This window comes from Nocardia albiluteola, from assembly GCF_018860155.1.
Taxonomy (GTDB): Bacteria; Actinomycetota; Actinomycetes; order Mycobacteriales; family Mycobacteriaceae; genus Nocardia; species Nocardia albiluteola.
Genome location: NZ_JAHKNI010000001.1, coordinates 1,100,885 through 1,120,050 on the forward strand (window position 1 = coordinate 1,100,885; position 19,166 = coordinate 1,120,050).

At 66.4% G+C, this 19,166-nt stretch carries 13 protein-coding genes; 9 read left to right on the forward strand and 4 right to left on the reverse strand.

Translation table 11 applies throughout. The annotated features are described in order from the left end of the window. Positions 1-177 precede the first annotated feature (177 nt). The 8 genes from KO481_RS05075 (at position 178) to KO481_RS05110 (ending at position 14,669) form a co-directional block, all read left to right on the forward strand. Positions 178-1,416, forward strand: a complete 1,239-nt coding sequence (locus tag KO481_RS05075) for an MCE family protein (RefSeq protein WP_245400499.1) — start codon at positions 178-180, stop codon at positions 1,414-1,416. Beyond that, positions 1,413-2,657: an MCE family protein gene (locus KO481_RS05080; RefSeq protein WP_215915680.1), complete on the forward strand. Its 1,245-nt coding sequence runs from the start codon at positions 1,413-1,415 to the stop codon at positions 2,655-2,657. Before KO481_RS05075 ends, KO481_RS05080 begins: the two co-directional genes overlap by 4 nt. Continuing rightward, the gene (locus KO481_RS05085; protein ID WP_215915681.1) at positions 2,654-3,895 is read left to right on the forward strand and encodes an MCE family protein; all 1,242 of its coding nucleotides are present in this window, start codon (positions 2,654-2,656) and stop codon (positions 3,893-3,895) included. The genes KO481_RS05080 and KO481_RS05085 overlap by 4 nt, the downstream gene beginning before the upstream one ends. 199 nt (positions 3,896-4,094) lie before the next feature. After that, positions 4,095-5,129 carry an Rv1363c family protein gene (locus tag KO481_RS05090; RefSeq protein WP_215915682.1) on the forward strand — a complete coding sequence of 345 codons (1,035 nt, stop codon included), beginning with the start codon at positions 4,095-4,097 and terminating at the stop codon, positions 5,127-5,129. A 12-nt stretch (positions 5,130-5,141) separates the two neighbouring features. Continuing rightward, the gene (locus KO481_RS05095) at positions 5,142-5,852 is read left to right on the forward strand and encodes a hypothetical protein (protein WP_215915683.1); all 711 of its coding nucleotides are present in this window, start codon (positions 5,142-5,144) and stop codon (positions 5,850-5,852) included. A 468-nt stretch (positions 5,853-6,320) separates the two neighbouring features. Next, complete coding sequence (rpoB, locus tag KO481_RS05100) at positions 6,321-9,827, forward strand: DNA-directed RNA polymerase subunit beta (protein ID WP_308166322.1); 3,507 nt, start codon at positions 6,321-6,323, stop codon at positions 9,825-9,827. A gap of 94 nt (positions 9,828-9,921) precedes the next feature. Then, positions 9,922-13,875, forward strand: a complete 3,954-nt coding sequence (locus tag KO481_RS05105; RefSeq protein WP_215915685.1) for a DNA-directed RNA polymerase subunit beta' — start codon at positions 9,922-9,924, stop codon at positions 13,873-13,875. A 326-nt stretch (positions 13,876-14,201) separates the two neighbouring features. Then, positions 14,202-14,669 carry a PaaI family thioesterase gene (locus KO481_RS05110; protein WP_215915686.1) on the forward strand — a complete coding sequence of 156 codons (468 nt, stop codon included), beginning with the start codon at positions 14,202-14,204 and terminating at the stop codon, positions 14,667-14,669. Positions 14,670-14,749: 80 nt separating this feature from the next. On the opposite strand, the gene KO481_RS42750 is transcribed toward KO481_RS05110, so the two are convergent. Next, a complete protein-coding gene (locus KO481_RS42750) occupies positions 14,750-16,261 on the reverse strand; it encodes a transglycosylase SLT domain-containing protein (RefSeq protein WP_245400267.1) in 1,512 nt (503 codons plus the stop codon). 132 nt (positions 16,262-16,393) lie between these two features. Then, positions 16,394-17,398, reverse strand: coding sequence for an aldo/keto reductase (locus KO481_RS05120; protein ID WP_215915687.1), 1,005 nt, complete (start codon positions 17,396-17,398; stop codon positions 16,394-16,396). Between the two features lie 101 nt (positions 17,399-17,499). Between KO481_RS05120 and KO481_RS05125 the strand changes: the two genes are divergently transcribed. Further along, positions 17,500-18,360, forward strand: coding sequence for a helix-turn-helix transcriptional regulator (locus KO481_RS05125; RefSeq protein ID WP_215915688.1), 861 nt, complete (start codon positions 17,500-17,502; stop codon positions 18,358-18,360). Here the strand turns inward: KO481_RS05125 and KO481_RS05130 are convergent. Both KO481_RS05130 and KO481_RS05135 read right to left on the reverse strand, forming a co-directional pair. Next, entirely contained in the window at positions 18,351-18,683 is a 333-nt protein-coding gene (locus KO481_RS05130) for a GNAT family N-acetyltransferase (RefSeq protein ID WP_245400268.1), read from the reverse strand. The two genes, KO481_RS05125 and KO481_RS05130, sit on opposite strands and share 10 nt — an antisense overlap. Then, the gene (locus KO481_RS05135; RefSeq protein WP_215915689.1) at positions 18,684-19,160 is read right to left on the reverse strand and encodes a carboxymuconolactone decarboxylase family protein; all 477 of its coding nucleotides are present in this window, start codon (positions 19,158-19,160) and stop codon (positions 18,684-18,686) included. Positions 19,161-19,166 lie beyond the last annotated feature (6 nt).

Below are 19,166 nucleotides of genomic sequence, written 5' to 3' on the forward strand. Positions count from 1 at the left end.
CAATCGCCGAAGTCCGGCAAGCCCGAAGCCGCCGCGCCGCAGGGTGATCCGTCCACTGAACAGATTCCTGCGCTGGCAACCACCGGCGCGGCGGCGGGCGGCTGGCCTATCTCCAGCGTCACCGACGACGGTCCCGGCGCCGCCGCGGCGGCAGCGCATCGCGACCCCCTGACCGCGCTGCGCGGATCCGGCCGGGGCGTCAAGGTTCTCATCGCCCTCGGCACGGTCGCCGCGATCGTGCTGGCGGGGGTGCTGTGGTGGGTGTTCGACAGCTTCAACACCACACGGATCACCGCATACTTCGACAAGTCGATCGGCATCTACCAGGGTTCGGACGTGCGGATCCTGGGCGTGCCGGTGGGCAAGGTCGACTCGATCACCCCGATGGGCGATCAGGTCAAGGTCGTCATGAGTGTCGATCGCAAGTACGACATTCCGGCGGACGCCTCGGCCGCGCAGATCACCCCGTCGGTGGTGTCGGACCGGTACATCCAGCTCACGCCGGTGTACAAGGGCGGGCCGAAGATGGGCCGCGACGCCACCATTCCGAAGGAGCGCACCGCGACCCCGGTCGAGGTGGACCGGCTCTACAAGTCCATCGCGGAGCTCTCGGATGCGCTGGGCCCCAACGGCGCCAACAAGGACGGCGCGGTCAACCAGCTGGTCAAGGTCTCCGCGGCGAACCTGGCCGGCAATGGGGATGCGCTGGCCAACAGCCTGACTCAGCTCTCGCGCGCGGCCAGCTACCTGTCCGATGCGCGCGGCGACATCTTCGGCACCATCAAAAACCTGCAGGTCTTCGTGCACACGCTGGCCGTGAACGATGCGCAGGTGCGCCAATTCAATTCCCAGCTCGCCGATCTGGCCGGATTCCTGGCCGGGGAGCGCTCGGATCTGGGCCAGGCGCTGAACCTGCTGTCGCTGGCGCTGGGCGATGTGGCCCGTTTCGTCGACAACAACCGGGATCTGGTGGCGAGCAACGCCCAGGCGCTGACCAAGCTGACCCAGACCCTGTCGGATCAGCGCAACGACGTGGCCAACATCCTGCCGGTGCTGCCGCTGGCGCTGAGCAACCTCATCAACGTGCACAACGGTGAGTCCGGAACCCTGGATATGCGAGCCAATTTCACCGATCTGCAGAATCCGTTCGGCACCATCTGCAAGCTGATCGACCTGGGCAAGCTGCGCCCCGGCGATCCGAAGTTCGAGGCGATCGGACGGCAGATGGCCCCGATCCTGAACCAGTGCAAGACACTCTCCGATCAGCTCAAGGCGGGCGTCGAAACCCCGTCGCTGGTGCTGCCTTTCGGCATCCTCTCGGGTGAGAACGAGCAGCGCGCACCGGTCCCCGGCACCGTGCCGGGCACGCCGTCCAACCAGCAGCCCCCCTCCCAGAAGCCGGGCGGTACGCGATGAGCGCCAACGCATTCAGGAGTAAGGACGGGCGCCAGGCCGCACGTATCTACGTGGGCACAGCGGTGCTCGGCGTCGCGGCGGTCCTGGTGACCTCCTGCGCCTCGGATGGGATCTACAGCATCCCGCTGCCCGGTGGCGCGAGCGTGGGCAACAACCCCATGCATCTGGACATCCGCTTCGACGATGTGCTGGATCTGGTGCCGCAATCCGCGGTCAAGGTCAACGGCGTCCCCGTCGGCCGCGTCGACAAGATCGATGTGGCGCCCGACGGCTGGACCGCGAGTGTGCATGTCGTGGTGAACAATTCGGTGCATCTGCCGCAGAACGCGCACGCCGCGGTCAAGCAGACGAACCTGCTGGGCGAGAAGTTCATCGAGTTGGACGCGCCCACCAGCGGCGCCTCGGCGGAGCCGCTGACGGACGGCACGGTCATCCCCGTGCAGAACACCCAGCACGCGACCGAGGTGGAGCAGGTGCTCGGCGCGCTGTCGCTGCTGCTCAACGGCGGCGGCGTGGCCCAGCTGCAGCCGATCGTGACCGAGCTGAACAAGACCCTCGCCGGTCGCGAGGGCAAGGTCCGCGATCTGCTGGATCAGGCCAACAAGCTCATCACGGGCCTCAACGACCAGGTCGCCGACATTCAGCACGCGCTGGACGGCCTGGGCACGCTGTCGGTCCGGGTCGGCCAGCAGAACGACCAGATCGCCAAGATCCTGGACGAGCTGCCCGCCGGCATCCACATTCTGGACCAGCAGCGTCCCGAGCTGATCGGGCTGCTGCAGCAGCTGAACCGGGTCGGCGACGCCGGGGTGTCCGTGCTGGATCGCTCCAAGGACAACCTGATTCGCGATCTGACCTCGCTGCGCCCGACCCTGCAGGAGCTGGGCCGCTCGGCGCCGGACCTGGTGACGGCCTTCCCGCTGATCCCGACCTACCCGTTCCCGGACGAGGCGATCAAGTCCGAATTCGGCGGCTCGGTGAACACCTGGCTGTCGGTGGACCTGCAGATCGGCACCACGCTGAAGAATCTCGGTGTGGGAGAACCGAATCCGGTGTACATCCCGCCGAAGTACGGTCCGCCGGTCCCGGTGAATCCGACCAATCCGTACTACCGCGGCAACGGCCCGCGGCCGTTCCTGGGAGTGCTGCCGCTGCCGCCGACCGTGGTGTCCCCGGCCGATAACAAGCTGGGCGATCCGATCGGCTCGATCCTCGATCAGTTGGGAGTGAAGCCGAGATGAGCAAGCTGGTTCGTTATCAGCTGATCGCCTTCGTCGTGATCGCCGTGCTCGGCGTCGTGTTCGTCGGCGGCAAATACGTTCACCTGGACCACATGCTGGGCTTCGGCCAGTACCAGGTCAAGGTGAAGATGGCCCAGACCGGCAACATCTCCAAGGGCTCCGAGGTCACCTACCGCGGCGTCCCGGTGGGAACCGTTGGCGCACAGGACATCACGCCCGACGGCGTCGTGGTCTACCTGCAGATGGACTCCTCGAAGCCGAAGGTGCCCAGCGATGCGAAGGCCGTGGTCGCGGATCGCTCGGCGATCGGTGAGCAGTTCGTGGATTTGGTGCCCACCCGCGCCGGCGGCCCGTACCTGGAGCAGGGCTCGGTCATCGACGGCGCGCAAACGCCGCTGCCGGTGCAGGATCTGCTCGCGAGTGTGAACCACTTCGCCTCCACCACGGACCTGAAGGATCTGAGCACCACCGTTACCGAGCTCGGCAAGGCCTTCGACGGGCAGGGCGACAACCTGCGCGTGCTGGTCGACTCGCTGAACAAGTTCTCCACCACCGGCGTTGAGGATCTACAGCCGACGATTCAGCTGATCCAGGACGCGCAGACGGTGCTGCAGACCCAGGTCGATCAGGGCGGGGACATCCGCCAGTTCAGCGACGGCCTGGACAAGGTGGCCGCGCAGCTGCGCGCGAATGATCCCGATATCCGTCGCCTGATCGGCACCGGCACCGACGCCGGTAATGCGGTCGGGAAGCTGCTCGAGCAGAGCGGCGATCCGCTGACGAAGGATCTGACGAATCTGCGCACGCTGCTGGTGGCGATCTCGCCGAAGTACTTCGCGCTCAAGCCGCTGCTGGCGATGCTGCCGCTGCTGTCGGTCGGCGCCTCGGCCACCGCGCCGGGCGACGGCACCACCCACTTCGGCCTGGTGCTCGAGACCAACAACCCGCCCGCCTGCACCCTCGGCTACGAGGGCACCGAGCGGGAGTTGAAGCAGATGAAGGCGCAGAACCCGAACTTCGACGACACCCGCGACGACTTCCCGTTCAATACCGCCGCGCATTGCGCTGCGCCGCAAGGCAATCCGACCGATGTCCGCGGCGGCGCGAGGGCCAACCTGGCCGATCCCAGTGTCCCTCAACCGTGGGACCACACCCCCAAGACCGATCCGGACAAGCTGAACCTGAACCCCGTTGCCACCCAGCTGGCCACTCTCATCGGAGTGACCCCCAAGCACTGATGGTCAGGAACGCGGATGAGCCGGGAAAACCAACGACGTTAGGGTGTACCAGCGTGCAGTTGCCGACTGTCCACCGACCGCGGTGGGCGTGGCCTGCACGTCCAGTCGTGGGCCCCGGGGTCGACCTCGCATTCGATCCTCGACGAGGTGACCTGGAAGGCTCACGTGTCCGGAAAACCGACGACGCTAGGGTGTCGCTGTGAGTTCTGATCTGCCCAACCCGCCCGAGCAAGCTGCGGAGACATCACCCGTCGACGCCCAAATGGAGGTTGCTGCCACGACCGAGGCGGACGCTGAGGCGACTGTGAAGGCGGACGCCGGCACCGCTGCGGCGGAGGCCGACGCGACCGTGAAGGCGGACGCCGGCACCGCTGCGGACGCTGACGCGACCGTGAAGGTGGACGCCGGCGCCGCTGCCGACGCTGACGCGACGGTGAAGGCGGGCGCGGGCACTGCTGCTGTGGACGCTGAGGCGACCGTGAAGGCGGGCGCCGCTGTGGCGACTCCGGAGACGGACGCTGGTGCTACTCGCGAATCGAAGGTTGCCGCACCCCCGAGGTCGGAGGCCGCTGCAGCCTCGGCGGAGCCTGCTCCCGAGGCGGGATCCTCGACCCTGCGCACCGTAATTACATATGCCGCGGCCGCCTGGCTGATCGTCGCCGTGATCGCGGGCGCCTGGTTCGGTGTCGGGTGGGTGCGCGCGGCGTTCTTCACCGATGCCCCCCGCGCGCAGGCCCGCGACAGCGCGCTGGACGCGGCGCGGCAGGCGACGCTGAATCTCACCTCGATGAACCCGAACGACGTCGACGGCTCGATGAAGCTCATGCAGTCGTCGATGACCGGGCAGATGCTCGACGAGTTCAACCAGAACCACGACAAGATCAAGCAGACCGCGGAGCAGTCCGGGACCAAGCTCGAGGCCAAGGTGCTCGGGGCCTCGCTGACCTCGCTGGACAGCGAGCGGAGCAAGGCGTCGGCGATCGTGGTGGTGCAGCAGACCCAGACCGCGCCGAACACGCCGGTGCAGTCGTTCCGGGCGACCTGGACCCTGGACATGTCCAAGGTCGGCGACACCTGGAAGGCCGATCAGGCCAATTCCCTGGGCCAGCTGATTCCGCTCGACAACACCGGCGCGGCGCCCTCGCCCGCGCAGCCCCAGCAGCCCGGACAGCCCCAGCCCGCCCCGACCACCGCCACGCCTACGCCCGCCGCGCCCGCTGGCCCGGGTTCGTAGGAGGACCCCGTCATGACCTCACCTCGCCGCCCCGTCAACAAGGCCTCCTCGCGCCTGCGCCCGGGCGATACCACCACCCGCCGCCGCACCGCCCGCGTCACCGCGGGTCAGGGCGGCACCCGCCCGTCCGACTCGGCGTCCGGCGCTCGCACCGACGAGCCGACCGAGAAGATCACCAGCGATTCGGCCGCCCGCCGCCTGCCCCCGCTGCGCCGGTCCGCTGGCCGCTCGGGTCCCTCCTCGTGGGGACTGGCCATCGGCCTGCTGGTCGCGGCGGTCGCGGTGACCGCCGTCGCGGTGGTCGCCGCGCTGCGCCCGGGCGTCGAGGACGGCAACAAGGCATTCGTGGACACGAAGGCCACCCAGGAGGTGACCGCGGCCGCCGACAACGCCCTGAAGACGATCTACTCATACGACATCAAGACCATCGGCGGCTACAAGGACGCGGTCCACAAGGTGGTCACCGGCAAGATGCTGGGCGATTTCGACAAGTTTGCCGACACCACCGTCTCGGCCGTGCAGCAGACGCAGTCGACCGCGACGGCGACCCCGGATCCGGTCGGCGTGACCTTGCTCACCGGCGATCGGGCCGAACTGCTGGTCGACCTGACCGTCGCCGCGACCAAGAACGGCGTGCCGCAGGAGAGTGCCTCGGGCCCGATCGTGCTGCGGATGCAGAAGATCAACGGTCACTGGATGGCCAGCGAAATCGCCGATCGCTGATCGTTACCTGCGGCTTCGTGCCTGCTCAGGGCCCTGCTTCTGCGAACCGATCGGTGATCACGTAGCGGCGCAGGCGATCTCGGACGATCCGGGGCGGCCCCGCCACTTGACGAGGCCCGCCCGACACGTCACGCTATTCACAACAGCGGCAGCTGTCACAGGGTCCAGGCCCCGGGATGCAGGCACCGCCGTCGGCCCCTATGCAGCCAGCAAATCCGGGTACGGCGCGGCAGACCCCCGGAACTGGGCCTTGGTGGTACGTTGACACCCTATCTGGTTGGGTGTACGTTTGGACTTTGCGCTGGCTGCCTCCTGTCCATACCTTGATCGCACACGACGAAAGTTCACCGTCCAGGTGTTACTTCCGCTGTCTGCTGTGTTGAGGCTCGTATGGGTTGTGACCAGCGAGAATCTCAACAACGTAGCAGACAAGCGACGGTCGCGGACCTACCACGCGGCGCGCGTGAGGTGCTGGAAGGACGCATCTTGGCAGTCTCCACCCAGACCAAGGCCGGTATTCCCGGAGCCCCGAAGCGGGTGTCTTTTGCGAAGATCCGGGAGCCTCTCGAGGTTCCGGGACTACTTGATCTACAAACCGATTCTTTCGCGTGGCTGATCGGTTCTCCCGTGTGGCGGGAGAAGGCGGTCGCCCGCGGTGACGTCAATCCCTTCGGCGGGCTCGAGGAGGTGCTCGAGGAGCTCTCGCCGATCGAGGACTTCTCCGGATCCATGTCCCTGTCCTTTTCCGATCCGCGCTTCGAAGAGGTCAAGGCCTCCATCGAGGAGTGCAAGGACAAGGATATGACCTACGCGGCGCCGCTGTTCGTCACCGCGGAGTTCATCAACAACAACACCGGTGAGATCAAGTCTCAGACGGTCTTCATGGGCGATTTCCCGATGATGACCGACAAGGGCACGTTCATCATCAACGGCACCGAGCGTGTGGTCGTCTCGCAGCTGGTCCGTTCGCCCGGTGTGTACTTCGACGAATCCATCGACAAGACCACCGAGAAGACGCTGCACAGCGTGCGCGTCATCCCGAGCCGTGGCGCGTGGCTGGAGTTCGACGTCGACAAGCGCGACACCGTCGGCGTTCGTATCGACCGCAAGCGTCGTCAGCCGGTCACCGTGCTGCTCAAGGCGCTGGGCCTGACGACCGAGGAGATCGCCGAGCGTTTCGGTTTCTCCGAGATCATGATGTCCACCCTGGAGAAGGACAACACCGCCGGCCAGGACGAGGCGCTGCTCGACATCTACCGCAAGCTGCGTCCGGGCGAGCCGCCGACCAAGGAGTCGGCGCAGACCCTGCTGGAGAACCTGTTCTTCAAGGACAAGCGCTACGACCTGGCGCGCGTCGGTCGCTACAAGATCAACAAGAAGCTTGGCCTGAACCTCGATGTTCCGGTCACCGGCTCGACGCTGACCCGGGAAGACATCGTCGCGACCATCGAGTACCTGGTGCGCCTGCACCAGGGCGATCGGACCATGACCGCCCCCGCGGGCGCCGAGGTCCCGGTGAACGTGGACGATATCGACCACTTCGGCAACCGTCGTCTGCGCACCGTCGGCGAGCTGATCCAGAACCAGATCCGCGTGGGCCTCTCGCGCATGGAACGTGTTGTGCGCGAGCGCATGACGACCCAGGACGTCGAGGCGATCACCCCGCAGACCCTGATCAACATCCGCCCCGTGGTGGCGGCGATCAAGGAGTTCTTCGGCACCTCGCAGCTCTCGCAGTTCATGGACCAGAACAACCCGCTCTCGGGCCTGACCCACAAGCGCCGCCTGTCGGCGCTGGGCCCGGGTGGTCTGTCCCGTGAGCGCGCCGGCCTGGAGGTGCGCGACGTGCACCCCTCGCACTACGGCCGCATGTGCCCGATCGAGACCCCGGAAGGCCCGAACATCGGCCTGATCGGTTCGCTGTCGGTGTACGCGCGGGTCAACCCGTTCGGTTTCATCGAGACCCCGTACCGCAAGGTCACCGACGGCCGCGTCACCGATGAGGTCAAGTACCTCACCGCCGACGAGGAGGACCGCGAGGTCCGCGCCCAGGCGAACTCGCCGGTCGACCTGCAGGGCAACTTCCTCGAGGACAAGGTGCTCGCGCGCCGCGGCAACGAGGAGATGGAGTACGTCGCCCCGACCGAGGTCACCTACATGGACGTCTCGCCGCGCCAGATGGTGTCGGTCGCGACGGCCATGATTCCGTTCCTCGAGCACGACGACGCCAACCGTGCCCTCATGGGCGCGAACATGCAGCGTCAGGCCGTGCCGCTGATCCGTTCCGAGTCGCCGCTGGTCGGCACCGGCATGGAGCTGCGCGCCGCGGTCGACGCCGGCGACGTCGTGGTGAACGAGAAGCCCGGTGTGGTGGAAGAGGTTTCGGCCGACTACGTCACCGTCATGCACGACGACGGCACCCGCCGCAGCTACCGGATGCGCAAGTTCAACCGGTCCAACCAGGGCACCTGCTCGAACCAGCGTCCGATCGTGGACGAGGGCCAGCGCGTGGAGCACGGCCAGGTCCTGGCCGACGGCCCCTGCACCGAGAACGGTGAGATGGCCCTCGGCAAGAACCTGCTCGTGGCGATCATGCCGTGGGAGGGTCACAACTACGAGGACGCGATCATCCTGTCGCAGCGCCTCGTGGAAGAGGATGTGCTGACCTCGATTCATATCGAGGAGCACGAGATCGATGCTCGCGACACCAAGCTGGGCGCGGAGGAGATCACCCGGGACATCCCGAACGTCTCCGACGAGGTCCTGGCCGATCTCGACGAGCGCGGCATCGTGCGCATCGGTGCGGAGGTCCGCGACGGTGACATCCTGGTCGGCAAGGTCACTCCGAAGGGTGAGACCGAGCTGACCCCGGAGGAGCGGCTGCTGCGTGCGATCTTCGGTGAGAAGGCGCGCGAGGTGCGCGATACCTCGCTGAAGGTGCCGCACGGTGAGTCCGGCAAGGTCATCGGCATCCGCGTGTTCTCGCGCGACGACGACGACGATCTGCCCCCGGGCGTGAACGAGCTGGTGCGCGTGTACGTCGCGCAGAAGCGCAAGATCCAGGACGGCGACAAGCTGGCCGGCCGCCACGGCAACAAGGGCGTCATCGGCAAGATCCTCCCCAAGGAGGACATGCCGTTCCTGCCCGACGGCACCCCGGTCGACATCATCCTGAACACGCACGGCGTGCCGCGCCGTATGAACATCGGTCAGGTGCTCGAGACCCATCTGGGCTGGATCGCCAAGGCCGGCTGGCATGTCGAGGGTTCCGAATCGGGTCAGGGTTCCATGCCCGAGTGGGTTCAGGCGCTGCCGGAGGAGATGTGGGGCCAGGAGTCCGACACCAACATCGCCACCCCGGTGTTCGACGGCGCCCGCGAGGAGGAGCTGACCGGTCTGCTCGGCTCGACCCTGCCGAACCGCGACGGCGAGACCATGGTCAACGCCGACGGTAAGGCGGTCCTGCTGGACGGACGTTCCGGTGAGCCGTTCCCGTACCCGGTGGCGGTGGGCTACATGTACATCCTGAAGCTGCACCACCTGGTGGACGACAAGATCCACGCGCGTTCGACCGGCCCGTACTCGATGATCACCCAGCAGCCGCTGGGTGGTAAGGCGCAGTTCGGTGGTCAGCGCTTCGGTGAGATGGAGTGCTGGGCCATGCAGGCCTACGGCGCGGCCTACACGCTGCAGGAACTGCTGACCATCAAGTCCGACGACGTGGTCGGCCGCGTGAAGGTGTACGAGGCCATCGTCAAGGGTGAGAACATCCCCGAGCCCGGCATTCCGGAATCGTTCAAGGTGTTGCTCAAGGAACTTCAGTCCCTGTGCCTCAACGTGGAGGTGCTGTCCTCGGACGGCGCCGCCATCGAGATGCGCGACGGCGACGACGAGGACCTCGAGCGGGCCGCGGCGAACCTCGGAATCAACCTGTCCCGCAACGAGGCTGCGACGGTCGACGACCTGGCGCAGTAGAGCGACTGGTCCCGCAGCCTCGAAAGAGGCTGCGGGGCACCGGAATTAGCGAACTTTTGCTCAAACTCAACCCGAACAGGGGAAAGGAAGTTACGTGCTAGACGTCAACTTCTTCGATGAACTCCGGATCGGTCTGGCCACCGCCGAGGACATTCGCAACTGGTCCTTCGGTGAGGTCAAGAAGCCGGAGACCATCAACTATCGCACGCTCAAGCCGGAGAAGGACGGCTTGTTCTGCGAGAAGATCTTCGGTCCCACCCGGGACTGGGAGTGCTACTGCGGCAAGTACAAGCGCGTGCGCTTCAAGGGCATCATCTGTGAGCGCTGTGGCGTCGAGGTGACCCGCGCCAAGGTGCGCCGCGAGCGGATGGGCCACATCGAGCTGGCCGCGCCGGTCACCCACATCTGGTACTTCAAGGGCGTCCCGTCGCGCCTGGGCTACCTGCTGGACCTGGCGCCGAAGGATCTCGAGAAGATCATCTACTTCGCCGCCTACGTCATCACCGCCGTCGACAACGATCTGCGCCACAACGAGCTGACCACGCTCGAGGCGGAGATGGAGGTCGAGAAGAAGGCCGTCGCCGATCAGCGCGACGCCGATCTCGAGGCCCGCGCCCAGAAGCTCGAGGGCGATCTGGCCGAGCTCGAGGCCGAGGGCGCCAAGAGCGACGTGCGCCGCAAGGTCAAGGACGGCGGCGAGCGCGAGATGCGTCAGCTGCGCGACCGCGCCCAGCGCGAGCTGGACCGGCTCGACGAGATCTGGACCACGTTCACCAAGCTGGCCCCCAAGCAGCTGATCGTGGACGAGGTGCTGTACCGCGAGCTGCAGGACCGCTACGGCGAGTACTTCATCGGCGCCATGGGCGCCGAGGCGATCCAGAAGCTCATGCAGGACTTCGACATTCCCGCCGAGGCCGAGAACCTGCGCGAGACCATTCGCACCGGTAAGGGCCAGAAGAAGCTGCGCGCGCTCAAGCGACTGAAGGTCGTCGCGGCGTTCCAGACGAACGGCAACTCGCCCATGGGCATGGTGCTGGACGCGGTGCCGGTGATCCCGCCGGAGCTGCGCCCGATGGTGCAGCTGGATGGTGGCCGCTTCGCGACCTCCGACCTGAACGACCTGTACCGCCGCGTCATCAACCGCAACAACCGGTTGAAGCGACTCATCGATCTGGGCGCGCCCGAGATCATCGTGAACAACGAGAAGCGCATGCTTCAGGAGTCGGTGGACGCGCTGTTCGACAACGGTCGTCGCGGCCGTCCGGTCACGGGTCCGGGTAACCGCCCGCTGAAGTCCCTGAGCGATCTGCTCAAGGGCAAGCAGGGTCGTTTCCGCCAGAACCTGCTCGGTAAGCGCGTCGACTACTCGGGCCGTTCGGTCATCGTCGTCGGCCCGCAGCTCAAGCTGCACCAGTGCGGTCTGCCCAAGCTGATGGCGCTCGAGCTGTTCAAGCCGTTCGTGATGAAGCGCCTGGTGGATCTCAACCACGCGCAGAACATCAAGTCCGCCAAGCGGATGGTCGAGCGCCAGCGTCCCCAGGTGTGGGACGTGCTGGAAGAGGTCATCGGCGAGCACCCCGTGCTGCTGAACCGCGCGCCCACCCTGCACCGCCTGGGCATCCAGGCCTTCGAGCCGCTGCTGGTCGAGGGCAAGGCGATCCAGCTGCACCCACTGGTGTGTGAGGCCTTCAACGCCGACTTCGACGGTGACCAGATGGCCGTGCACCTGCCGCTGTCCGCGGAGGCGCAGGCCGAGGCCCGCATCCTGATGCTGTCCTCGAACAACATCCTGTCCCCGGCGTCCGGCCGCCCGCTGGCCATGCCCCGCCTGGACATGGTGACCGGCCTGTACTACCTGACCCGCCTGGAAGAGGGCGCGAAGGGCGAGTACCGCGCGGCCACCAAGGACGAGGCCGAGTTCGGCGTCTACTCCTCGCCCGCCGAGGCGCAGATGGCCGTCGACCGCGGCGAGCTGACCATGCGTTCGCTGATCAGGGTCCGCCTGACCGAGCAGCGTCCGCCGAAGGACGTCGAGACCGAGCTGTTCCCGGACGGGTGGCAGCGGGGCGACGCGTGGATCATCAAGACCACGCTGGGCCGCGTGCTGTTCAACGATCTGCTCCCGGCGAACTACGCGTTCATCGACGAGCCGATGCCGAAGAAGCGCCAGGCCGCGATCATCAACGATCTGGCCGAGCGCTACCCGATGATCGTGGTCGCGCAGACCGTCGACAAGCTCAAGGACGCCGGCTTCTACTGGGCCACGCGTTCGGGTGTCACCGTCTCCATGTCGGACGTGCTCGTTCCGCCGGAGAAGGCCGACATCATGGAGCGGTACGAGGGCCTGGCCGACGGCATCGAGAAGAAGTACCAGCGCGGCGCGCTCGATCACCAGGAGCGCAACAACGCCCTGGTCAAGATCTGGCAGGAGGCCACCGAAGAGGTCGGCCAGGCGCTGCGGCGGCACTACCCGTCCGACAACCCGATCATCACGATCGTCGACTCGGGCGCCACGGGTAACTTCACCCAGACTCGTACCCTCGCGGGCATGAAGGGTCTGGTGACCAACCCGAAGGGTGAGTTCATCCCGCGGCCGATCAAGTCCTCGTTCCGTGAGGGCCTGACGGTTCTGGAGTACTTCATCAACACCCACGGTGCGCGAAAGGGTCTGGCCGACACCGCGCTTCGCACCGCCGACTCGGGTTACCTGACCCGTCGTCTGGTGGACGTGTCGCAGGACGTCATCGTGCGCGAGACCGACTGTGGCACCGAGCGCGGCATCGTGGTGCCGATCGCGGAGAAGATGGCCGACGGCTCGCTCGTGCGGGACGCCCATGTGGAGACCAGCACCTACGCTCGGACGCTGGCCTCGGATGCGGTCGACGCCAAGGGCAATGTCATCGTCGAGAAGGGTCACGATCTCGGTGACCCGGCCCTGGAGGCGCTGCTCGACGCCGGTATCACCGAGGTGAAGGTCCGCTCCGTGCTGACCTGCACCACCGGCACCGGCGTCTGCGCGACCTGCTACGGCCGCTCGATGGCGACCGGCAAGCTGGTCGACATCGGCGAGGCCGTCGGTATCGTCGCCGCGCAGTCCATCGGTGAGCCCGGTACCCAGCTGACGATGCGTACCTTCCACCAGGGTGGTGTCGCGGGTGACGACATCACCGGCGGTCTGCCCCGAGTGCAGGAGCTCTTCGAGGCTCGTGTGCCCAAGGGCAAGGCGCCGATCGCGGAGGTCTCGGGCCGGATTCGGCTCGAGGACGACGACCGGTTCTACAAGATCACGATCATCCCGGACGACGGCTCGGACGAGATTGTCTACGACAAGCTCTCCAAGCGTCAGCGGCTGCGGGTGTTCAAGCACGAGGACGGTTCCGAGCGTCTGCTCACCGACGGCGACCATGTCGAGGTCGGCCAGCAGTTGCTGGAGGGTTCGGCCGATCCGCACGAGGTGCTGCGCGTGATGGGTCCGCGTCAGGTGCAGGTCCACCTGGTCCACGAGGTCCAGGAGGTGTACCGGTCGCAGGGTGTGTCCATCCACGACAAGCACATCGAGGTCATCGTCCGGCAGATGCTGCGGCGCGTCACGATCATCGATTCGGGTGCGACGGAGTTCCTGCCCGGTTCGCTGGTGGAGCGCTCGGAGTTCGAGGGCTCGAACCGCCGCGTGGTGTCCGAGGGCGCCGAGCCGGCCTCGGGTCGCCCGGTGCTGATGGGTATCACGAAGGCGTCGCTGGCGACGGATTCGTGGCTGTCGGCGGCCTCCTTCCAGGAGACCACCCGCGTGCTCACCGATGCCGCGATCAACTGCCGCTCCGACAAGCTGATCGGCTTGAAGGAGAACGTGATCATCGGCAAGCTGATCCCGGCCGGTACCGGTATCAACCGCTACCGCAACATCCAGGTCCAGCCGACCGAGGAGGCCCGCGCGGCCGCCTACGCGGTGCCGTCCTACGACGACACCTACTACACCCCGGACGGCTTCGGCCAGACCACGGGTGCGGCTGTCCCGCTGGACGATTACGGATTCAGCGACTACCGGTAATCACCGCGTCGGTGTGAAGACGACATTCGGCCCCCGCTTCGTTTGGAGCGGGGGCCGAATGCTGTGCGGAGAGAGCTGTGCAGCGCCGAATCCATTGGTAGGCTTCAGGTATGGCCGCAGCCCAGCGGCATAATCGGTCCGGCGACCCGATCGAATGCAGAACAGTGTTTCTACCCATACCGCAGCCAAATGGGTTCATCGATATCGAGCTGTCGAAAATTACCTGGTGACTGCCGGGTTGTGACGCCGAGTTCGCCAACCGTGGACAACATCGCCCGCACGCTGTATGAAAAGTAGAACGTGTTTCAGTGCGAGCGGGAGTGACTATGGACAGCGCCGTGGGCGATCAGGTGTGGGCAGGGTTCCAGAAGTTGGGGTTTCTGCAGTACACCGGCATGGAGAGCGTCGAGTACCGGGAGGGGCGCAACGTCGTGCAGATGGCGCCCAAGCCCGAGCATCTGAACCACAACGGTGACCTGCACGCGGCGATCCTGTTCGGGCTCGCCGAGACCGCGGCGATGGGCGCCTCGATCTCCGGGATCGTGGATTTGATGGGCGAGACGTTCATCGTCGCTCGCGACGGGCGCATCGAATACCTGGCGCGCGCCAAGGGCGAGGCGGGGCCGATCCGCGCCACTTCAGAGCTGACCGCGGAACTGCTCGAGCAGGTGCGCGCGGATATTCAGGCGCGCAAGCCCGTTGAGCTCGCGGTGCCGGTGGATATCACCGACAACACCGGAAAGTCCGTTGCCGCAGCGAGTTTCACCGCGGTGATCCGGCCCCGCCGGGGGTAAGCCGGCGCGGCGGCGCATGATCAGGCTCGGCATGATCCGACCCCGTCGCGCAATCCGTCGTCCGACGCGCGTAATTCGGGTCAGTAGCCCTGGTAGCCGTGGCCCTCCGCCACAGCCACAACGCCGGGGACATTGTCCAGCGAGCCATATCTCGCGATCGCATAGCGCACCCCGGCGACGATATTGTCGACGGGATTCCACACATCGCCGTGGCCGGGCGCCATGTACGCGTTGAATGTGCTGTCGATGGTTTGCATCAATCCCTTCGACGGATGGCCCGCGGCGGCATTGCTGTCGGTCAGGTTGATCGCCTGGGGATTGCCGCCCGATTCGTGCGCAATGATGGTGGCGATGGCGTTGTCGTCGAGCTGACTGGGTGAGTAACCCATCTGCAGGAGTATCTGCCGGGCCTGGTCCATCCACCCGCGGACATCGCCGCTGGGCATCGGCCCGGTCGGTAGCGCGGCCTGGTTCTGCGCCGCGTAATTCGCATCCTGGGCGCCTCCTCCTCCGCCTCCTCCTCCTCCTCCGCCACCTCCGCCTCCGGCGCTGACCGGCGTTGCGCTGGCGCGGACGGGGCTGCTGGCGGGTGGTGGTGGCTCCGCACCCATATCCGATGCGGCGCTGGTGATTCCGGGCGTGTACGTGGTGTTGTAGACATCCCGGTACTGGTTGAGCAAGCCGAGCAGATCGCCCCCGGAGGTCCCGCTCGCCAGATAGCCCAGTGCGGTGTTCGTGGGCATGGCATTGTGCGTGGACAGCAGCCAGTTCGCGCAACCCTGCAAATTCGAACCCAGCGAACGCATTTCGTCGGCGAAATTCGCGGAGTTGTCGCGGATGGAGGCCACGGCGCTCACCGCGGCCTCCTTGCCCGTGCCCGTCCAGCCGTCGTCGGACAGCAATACCAGATCGTCGTGCAGGGTCGACATGTCGTTGCGAACCTGATCGGCCATCCAGGAGTATTGGGTGCCCGCGGTCCGCGCGACCACATCCGAGCCCTGCAGCGAGCGGCCGAATTCGGTGAAATCGTCGAACATCATGCTCGCGGCGGGCCGGATCGAATTGTAGAGATCGCCACCGGAATTACTCGGCGGCGGCAGGCCCAGGGCCTTGTCGATGATTTGCAGGGCGGATGCCGCGGGCGTGATGGCCTGCGGCGGAGGGCTCGGCGGCGCCACCGGTGCGACGTTGGACATCGATCCGATGCGATCCAGATCCGAACGCGACATGTGCTCGTGATCCAGATAGGTCCGCAGCGCCGTGGTGAAGGCGTCGCCCATTTTCTCCATGGTGTTCTGCATGGATGCCATGGCGGCGATGATGTCTTGGCCACGGGCGCTGAACATTTCGGTGAGCGCGGTACCGCCGGGCTCGTTGGAGAACGGCCGGAGATTGTCCAGGCTGTTGTCGCGAATGTATTTCTGATACCACTCGAGCCGGGCGATCGCGGTCTTGCAGTCCACAATGCATTTGGTGAAGAGTTGGGTGTCGATATTTATCGGATTGAGCCCCAGGCTGCCGTTATGGGCGTCGGCGTCCACGGTGTCCCATGGAGTCGACTGCGCCTGGTTGGCCGCGTCGGTACCGCTCATCGCTGCTCCCGGATCGCCATGTGCCATCCTCCCAAAACCGCGGGATAGTCCGCCTTTTGAAAGATACCCGGGCCCGCGAGGCCCGGCCACCCTTCTGCCCATTCAGATGAACGCAGGGCGGCCGGATGGAGTTCACCGCTCGCTGTCGAGCATCGCCATCTGCGCGGTGGCGTACCGATCGCCGGCGACGCGATCGGCCGGCACGGCGGCCTCGATGCTTGCCAGTTCGTCGGCGGTCAGCGTGATATCCAGCGCGCCAAGGGATTCCGAGACGCGCTCGGTGGTCCGCGCGCCGATGACGGGCACGATGTCCGCGCCCTGCGCCAGTACCCAGGCGATGGCCAGCTGCGCCACGCTCACCCCGCGCCTGTCGCCGATCTGCGCCAGCGCGTCGACCAGCCGCAGGTTGGCCTCGAGGTTCTCGCCCTGGAAGCGCGGGCTGAACGCCCGGAAGTCGTCGGGCGCGAATGTCCTTCGGCCGCGCAGTGAATCGCTGAGCAGGCCGCGCGAGAGCACCGCGTACGCGGTGATCGCGGTGCCCAATTCGCGTGCGGTGGGCAGGATCCGGTCCTCGATGCCGCGGGAGATCAGCGAGTACTCGATCTGCAGGTCCGCGATCGGGTGCACGGCGGCCGCGCGGCGCAGGGTGTCCGCGCCGACCTCGGACAGGCCGATGTGCCGCACGTATCCGGCCTGCACCATTTCCGCGATCGCCCCGACGGTGTCCTCGATGGGCACGTTCGGGTCCTGCCGCGCGGGCCGGTAGATGTCGATGTGATCGACGCCGAGACGTTGCAGGGAGTACGCGAGGAAGTTGCGCACCGCCTCGGGACGGCTGTCGACGCCGCCCCACTGGTTGCCCGGTCCGCGCAGGGCCCCGAACTTCACGCTGAGCAGATAGTCCTCGCGCTTGCGGTCGGCCAGGGCGCGCCCGATCAGCATCTCGTTGTGGCCCATGCCGTAGAAGTCGCCGGTGTCGATGAGGTTGACGCCCGCGTCGAGCGCGGCGTGGATGGTGGCGATCGATTCCTTCTCGTCGGCCGCGCCGTAGGAGCCCGACATGCTCATACCGCCGAGTCCGATGCGTCCGACCTGGGGGCCGGTGGATCCGAGCTGAACTTTCTCGATGCTTGTCATACCGAGAATCCTGCTCCCGGTCCCGGGCGCACGGCAGAGATGGTTTATCGGGGGATTGCGGATCCCTGGCTGCGCCGACCGCCGGCGAGGAAAATCGAGGGATGGACCGCGACCAACTAGCCGATTTCCTGCGCCGCCGCCGCGAGCAGCTGCAACCCGCGGACGTGGGCCTGCTGCCCGGGTTACGGCGGCGCACCCCCGGCCTGCGCCGCGACGAGGTGTCCCTGCTGGCGGGAATATCCACGGATTACTACACGCGGCTTGAGCAGTCGCGGGGCCCGCGGCCCTCGGTCCAGGTGCTGGCCGCGCTGGCCCGTGCGCTGCGGCTGACCGACGACGAGCGTGATCATCTCTACCATCTGTGCGGGCACGGCGCGCCGCAGCGCGGGGGTGGAGGCTCGCACGTCGGCCCCGGGCTGCTGTATCTGCTGTCCAAGCTCGAGGACGTCCCCGCCTGCGTGGTGTCCGATCTCGGAGAGATCCTGGCGCAGAACCGGATGCACATCTTTCTCAACGGTGAGCAAACCGGCTACACCGGCATGCGGCGATACCTGTTGTGGCGGTGGCTGGTCGAGTCGGACCAGCCGAGGAAATTTCCGCCGGAGGAATGGGATGGCCTGCTGCGCAGGCACGTTGCGGATCTACGTGCCACCGCCGCGCGCCGGGCCGGGGATCCGGACGTGACCGAGCTGATCACGCAATTACGAGCCGCCAGTAGCGAATTCGAGCAACTGTGGTCCGAACACGAAGTGGCGGTGCGGATCGCGGATTCCAAGCGGGTGATCCACGACCAGGTCGGCATCGTCGACCTGGTCTGTGAAACCCTCGTCACGCCCAACGCCACCCAGAATCTGCTGGTCTACTATCCGCGGCCGGGCAGCGACGCGCAGGAGAAGCTGGATCTGCTGCGGGTCATCGGGGTTCAGTCGATGACGAGCGAATCCGCTTCCGGTCAGCGCTGAATCCCCTTGCCCACCACGTGGTCGTCGTACTGCGGGTGCTTGTCCAGCCAGCCCTTGATGAACGGGCAGCGCGGCACGACAGTGCGCTCGCGGGCGATCGTGTCCTCGACGGCCCCCTGCGCCAGGGTGTTTCCCAGTCCCATGCCCGCGTACTCGGTGTCGACCTCGGTGTGGATGAAGACCGTATCCTCCTCGCGCTCGCGGTATTCCGCGAATCCGGCGAGCTTGTCGTCGTACCAGATCTCGTAGCGCAACTGCGCGTCGTTCCGGATGACGGAGGCGTGTTTCGCCTGCTCACCGCTGTTGGTCATGCCCTGGCCCATTCAACTCTCCTTCCGCGCGCGCACCGGGTGCCTGCTCATGATCGACACGCGATTGAATGCACCGATGGTCGTCGCGGCCCAGATGACGACGGAAACCTGGTCGTCCGACATTTGTTGCCGCGCAATAGCATACCCACGCTCGAGCGTTTGTTCATCCGGTAGCTCGGTGGTGAGCTCGGCCAGCCCCAGTGCGGCCCGTTCCAGTGGCGTGAACAGATCGGTGCGCCGCCAGGCCGGCAGCACGTCGAGTTGCTGCTGGGTGACACCGGCGGTGACCGCGGCGCGGGTGTGCAGGTTCAGGCAGAACGGGCACCCGTTGAGCTGCGAGACCCGCACGTTGACGAGCTCTATCAGCGAGCGATCCAGACCCGCCGCCTCGGCGGCATGGCTTATCGCGGGAGTGAGGGCGCTCAGGGCGTGGAATGCCTCGGGGGTCTGCTTATCGATCCAGACACGGGCATCTGCGGGAGAATCCATGGCCGT